The organism is Streptomyces sp. URMC 126 (genome assembly GCF_051386555.1).
Taxonomy (GTDB): domain Bacteria; phylum Actinomycetota; class Actinomycetes; order Streptomycetales; family Streptomycetaceae; genus Streptomyces.
In genome coordinates, this window is record NZ_JBPQTX010000435.1 from 1 (window position 1) to 4753 (window position 4753).

Sequence of the window (4753 nt, forward strand, 5' to 3'; positions counted from 1 at the left end):
GTTTGAGGACGAGCGGCGAAGCCGCGAAAGCGGGGGTCTGGGGGCGCAGCCCCCAGGAAACGGCGAAGGGGCGGGACTGGGGCTCAAGTCCGCGCCAGCCGGCGCAAGAGCAACGCCGAAGCCACCGGCCGGGCCCCCGCCTTGGCGACCCCGTCGGCCACCTCCCGGTCGGTGGAGACCACGACCACGGGCCGCCCGGGCGGCTCCGCCCGGACAAGCTGACGGATCAGCTCGTCCGCCGTCACACCCGGCTTGCTGAAAAGCACCCGCACGCCCCGAGGCGGAGCGAGCAACACCGGAGCGGCCAGCTCCGCGCCGTCGAAGACGCACGTCATCTCCGCGCCGGTCTGGGCGGCGAGCATGGACAGCCCGCCCAGCAGCCGCAGCCGCTGCTTGTCCAACGGCATCGTCGGATAGCCGGTCTTGGTGACGTTGTAGCCGTCCACCACCAGGTGCGCCTGCGGCAGGGCGAGGAGCTGGTCGAGCAGGGCGGGGTCGGTCTCCGACAGGGCCCGCGCCGCGATGTCCTTGGGGGTCATCCGGCCCGGCTCCACCGCGTCGACCAGGTCGGCGGGGTGGACGGAGGTGGGGGGCAGGGCCAGTTCGCGGCGGAGCCCCTGGGCGGCGTCCAGGACGGTGTCGAGCAGCAGCCGCAGCCGCATGTCCTCGACGCTGCGGCCCTCGCGGACCGCCCGGCGGCTCGCCTCCAGGGCGGCCTCGGCCTCCGCGAGCCGCGCCTTGACGCGCCGGGTCTCGCCCAGGGCGGCCGCCAGTTCGGCGGCGGCCTCCGACCGCAGGGTCTCCAGCTCCCCGTGGGCCTTGCGCAGCGCCGCCTCGCCGCGCCGCACGTCGTTGAGGGCGCTGCGCAGCTTGCGGTGCAGCCCTTCGCCCTCCTTGCGGACGGTCTCCAGCTCGGCGCGGGCCCGTTCGGCCTCGGCGCGGGCCTCGCCGCGTACCCGGGCGAGCTCGTCGCGGAGCTGCCGCAGTTCGCGCTGGGCCTCCTCGCCGGCCCGCTCGGCGCTGGCCCGCTGGGCCTCCTCGCCGGCGGCGGTGACCAGTTTCACCCAACCGGGCGGGCGCAGTACGAAGGCCATGGCCGCCACGTCCTCGGGATCCGCGGCGGCGGGCGGCGACCCGGCCTCCAGGGCCCGGGCCAGCTCGGAGCCGGTCTCGCGCAGCCTGGCCGAGACCCGCTGCCGGAACGCGGTGTCGGTCTCGACGGCCGCGGCCATGGCGTTGCCGGCGAACTTGGCCCGGCGGGCGGGGGTGAAACGGGCGTACTGGCGTAGCTGCGCGGGGAGTTCGGCGACCGTCAGACCGCCGAACGCCTCGGCGACGAGACCGATGACGCGGCGCCGGATGCCCTCGGGCAACGGGCGGTCGAGCACCTCGCCGACGCCGTCGGCCCGGCCGTCCTCACCGGCCGTCTCCTCGTCGTCCGTGTGCTCCACCACGCGTGTCCGCTCCGTTCCTCAGCTCGTCCCCGGACGATCCACCGGTCCGATCCCGTCCCTCACGTCGCTCCCGCCGCGACGCACCGGTCCGATCGTCCCACCGACCGCCACCCGTTCCCTCCCTCGTCCCGCCGCGACGGCCGCGCGGGCCACGCCGGGGCGTGCGGGGAACCCGCCCGGGGTACGGTGCCGCCGGGTGGCGACGGCCGGCCGGGGAACGTCCATGGGTGGTGTCCGTCCTGTTCATGGCATGCGGGGTGCGGGGCGTTCGTTCGTAACCCTACGGCCTGCCCGCCCCGTGGCGGGTGGGGACCGGCACGAGCCGGAGCGACCGGCGAGGCTCTCCGTACCGCTTGCCCCGGTACGCCATGATCTGCCCATGATCGTAAAGGCAGTGCGGCGGGACCGGCCCCGCACCCCCTGGGTCACCCGCACCGTTCTGGCCACCTGCTGCGTGGTCTTCCTCATCGGTCCGGCGTCCGGCCTCGATCCCTCCTACGGCACGGGCCCCGACCTGGCCGCCGCGCAGACGGCCTACTTCGCGCGCTGGGGAGTGGTGCCGGACGAGCTCTGGCACGGGCTGCCCGGCTCCCTGACCACCCCGTTCACCGCCCTCTTCGTGCACGGCAACTGGCTGCATCTGCTCGGCAACATGCTCTTCCTCCACGTCTTCGGGGCGATGACCGAGGAACGCCTGGGCCGGCTCTCCTTCGCCCTGTGCTACGTCGTCACCGGCTTCCTCGCCCTGCTCGGCTACGCGGCCGTGCACGCCCACTCCGCCCAGTCGCTCGTCGGGGCCTCCGGAGCCATCTCCGGAATCCTCGGGGCCTTCCTCCACCTCTTCCCGCGGGCCCGGGTGACCAGCCTCTTCCCGTTCCTCTTCTTCCTCCCCCTCCGCTTCCCCGCCTGGGCCGTCCTCCTCTTCTGGTTCGCCCTCCAGTGGCCCGGCGTCGGCGCCCCCGACGACCGCCCCGGCGTCGCCTACCTGGCCCACGTCGTGGGCTTCGCCCTCGGCTTCGGCTTCGCATGGGTGTGCCGGGAACGGCCGGTTAGAGTGAAATCCCCCGTGAACGACGCGGCCGGGTCCACCGAAGGAGACAGAACGACGTGATCACCTCGATCGTGCTCATCAAGACGGACGTGGACCGGATCCCCGAGATCGCCGAACAGCTCGCCGCGCTGGAAGGGGTGAGCGAGGTGTTCTCCGTGACCGGGGCGTACGACCTCATCGCGATGGTGCGGGTGGCTCGGCACGATGATCTCGCGGAGGTCATTCCGGGGCGGATCAGCAAGATTCCGGGGGTCGCGTCGACGGAGACGCACATCGCGTTCCGTACGTACTCGCAGCACGATCTGGAGGCGGCGTTCGCGATCGGGCTCGACAGCTAGGCGCTCCGCGGGGCGCCTGCGGCGGGCTGGTGCCCCGGTCCCACCCCTTCGCCGATTCCTGGGGCTGCCGCCCCAGACCCCGCTTTCGCGGCTCCGCCGCTCGTCCTCAAACGCCGGACGGGCTGGATAGTGCCGCCCTGGGCGCGCACTTCAGCCCGTCCGGCGTTTGAGAACAGCGCCCGCAGGGCTACCGCCGCGCCAACTCCCCCACCGCCCCCACAAACCGCTCGATGTGCTCGTCAGGCGTCCCGACACCAAAGCTCACACGCACGGCCGACCCCTCGGGAAGAAGCGCTCGCACGAGCGGATGAGCGCAGAACAACCCGTCCCGCACCCCGATCCCGTACTCGGCGGAGAGCGCCGCCGCCAGCGCCGAGCTCTCCCACCCGTCGACGACGAACGACACGACCCCCACCCGGGGCGCATCGTCCCCGAACAGGGAAAGCACCCGGACCCCGGGCACCGCGGCGAGCCCCGCGCGCAGCCGCGTGAGCAGGGCCTCCTCCCGGGCGACGAGGCGCTCGAAGCCCGCCTCCGTCAGCGCCCGGCAGGCGGAGGCCACCGCGTGGGCGCCGATCACGTTCGGGGACCCGGCCTCGTGCCGGGCGACGCCCTCGTCCCACTCCACGTCCGGCGCCGATCCGGCCCCGTTCCGCCGCACGCTGCGCGTCGCGCCGCCGCCCGCGAGGTACGGCTCGGCCGCCCGCAGCCAGTCGGTGCGGCCGGCCAACACCCCTGCGCCGAACGGCGCGTACAGCTTGTGGCCGGAGAAGGCGACCCAGTCGACGTCCAGTTCGCGGATGTCGACCGCGCGGTGCGGCGCGAGCTGCGCCGCGTCGAGGACGATCCGGGCGCCGTGCGCGTGGGCGGCGGCGGCGAGTTCGCGGACGGGCCACACCTCGCCCGTCACGTTGGACGCGCCCGTCACGCAGACCAGCGCCGGGTCGTACGGCTCCCGCGCGGCGAGCGCCCGTTCCAGCGTCTCGACGGCCTGCGCCGGGCTGCGCGGAGCGTCCAGCCAGGTGACGGGCGCCTCGCCGGCCGCGGCACGGCGTGCCCAGGGCAGCAGGGCCGCGTGGTGCTCGGTCTCGAAGACGAACACCCGGGTGCCGGCGGGCAGGGCCGCGGCGAGGAGGTTGAGCGAGTCGGTGGTCGAACGGGTGAAGACCACCTGGTCGTCCGCGCGGCAGCCGAGGAACTCGGCGACCGTCGCCCGGCTGTTCTCGAACAGTTCGGTGGAGAGCCGCGAGAGGTACCCGGCCCCCCGGTGCACGCTGCCGTAGTACGGCGCGTACGCCGCGACGTCGTCCCACACCCGCTGCAGGGCGGGCGCGCTCGCCGCGTAGTCGAGGGCGGCGTAGGGGACTTCACCACCGCCGGCGACGGGAACGCGGACGTCCCGGCCGAGGACGGGCAGCGGCAGGGACGGCACGGGGCCGGAGACGACGGCGGCGGCGGGGGCGGGGGCGGCGACGGAAACGGCGGAGGACATGACGAACTCCCGTGGAAGGCAGGCCGAATCGACTGCGCGCGACGGCGGCGCAGGAGAAGAGGAAGGGACGAGGCGCGGAGAAGGGGCTCTCGGCCCTAGCGCATTCGCTGGATCACGGAAGAAACTCCCTCGACGACCAGGATCCCTGGCGAGGGATCCGCGCTTGCCGCAGACCTCACTGCCTGCGGCCCGGTCATCACCCGGGGCACCCCGCCACGGACGGAGGGTTGCCGGACAGCGGGCCGGGGCCTGTGTCGCTGTCACTCGTGACCTGGCGGTGAGTATGGCACAGCGCGTCGGGACGGGAAAAGGGCGGTCCGCGATGCGGACGGTTTGCCACCGGGGGTGGGGTGCCCCGGTCCCGCCCTCTCACCGTTTCGGGGGGGGGGGGGGGGGGGGGGGGGGGGGGGGGGGGGGG

The 4753-nt window shown here is 74.3% G+C and carries 4 protein-coding genes and 1 riboswitch; of the genes, 2 read left to right on the top strand and 2 right to left on the bottom strand.

The features are described 5' to 3' along the window. Window positions 1–83 precede the first annotated feature (83 nt). Window positions 84–1454 carry an NYN domain-containing protein gene (locus ACSNOK_RS30800; RefSeq protein ID WP_436784090.1) on the bottom strand — a complete coding sequence of 457 codons (1371 nt, stop codon included), beginning with the start codon at window positions 1452–1454 and terminating at the stop codon, window positions 84–86. A gap of 379 nt (window positions 1455–1833) precedes the next feature. On the opposite strand from ACSNOK_RS30800, the gene ACSNOK_RS30805 reads away from it, so the two are divergent. Both ACSNOK_RS30805 and ACSNOK_RS30810 read left to right on the top strand, forming a co-directional pair. Beyond that, window positions 1834–2565 (top strand): rhomboid family intramembrane serine protease, encoded by a 732-nt coding sequence (locus ACSNOK_RS30805; RefSeq protein ID WP_436784091.1) that lies wholly within the window; start codon window positions 1834–1836, stop codon window positions 2563–2565. After that, window positions 2562–2843, top strand: a complete 282-nt coding sequence (locus tag ACSNOK_RS30810; protein ID WP_436784092.1) for an Lrp/AsnC family transcriptional regulator — start codon at window positions 2562–2564, stop codon at window positions 2841–2843. The genes ACSNOK_RS30805 and ACSNOK_RS30810 overlap by 4 nt, the downstream gene beginning before the upstream one ends. A gap of 187 nt (window positions 2844–3030) precedes the next feature. On the opposite strand, the gene ACSNOK_RS30815 is transcribed toward ACSNOK_RS30810, so the two are convergent. Then, the gene (locus tag ACSNOK_RS30815) at window positions 3031–4335 is read right to left on the bottom strand and encodes an aminotransferase class V-fold PLP-dependent enzyme (protein ID WP_436784093.1); all 1305 of its coding nucleotides are present in this window, start codon (window positions 4333–4335) and stop codon (window positions 3031–3033) included. A 154-nt stretch (window positions 4336–4489) separates the two neighbouring features. Then, window positions 4490–4607: riboswitch (SAM riboswitch) on the bottom strand. Window positions 4608–4753: the final 146 nt, after the last annotated feature.

Bases quoted from the DNA above. Each gene is read 5' to 3' on its own strand.
- ACSNOK_RS30805 (WP_436784091.1), top strand. From the start codon at position 1,834: ATGATCGTAAAGGCAGTGCGGCGGGACCGGCCCCGCACCCCCTGGGTC.
- ACSNOK_RS30815 (WP_436784093.1), bottom strand. From the start codon at position 4,335: ATGTCCTCCGCCGTTTCCGTCGCCGCCCCCGCCCCCGCCGCCGCCGTC.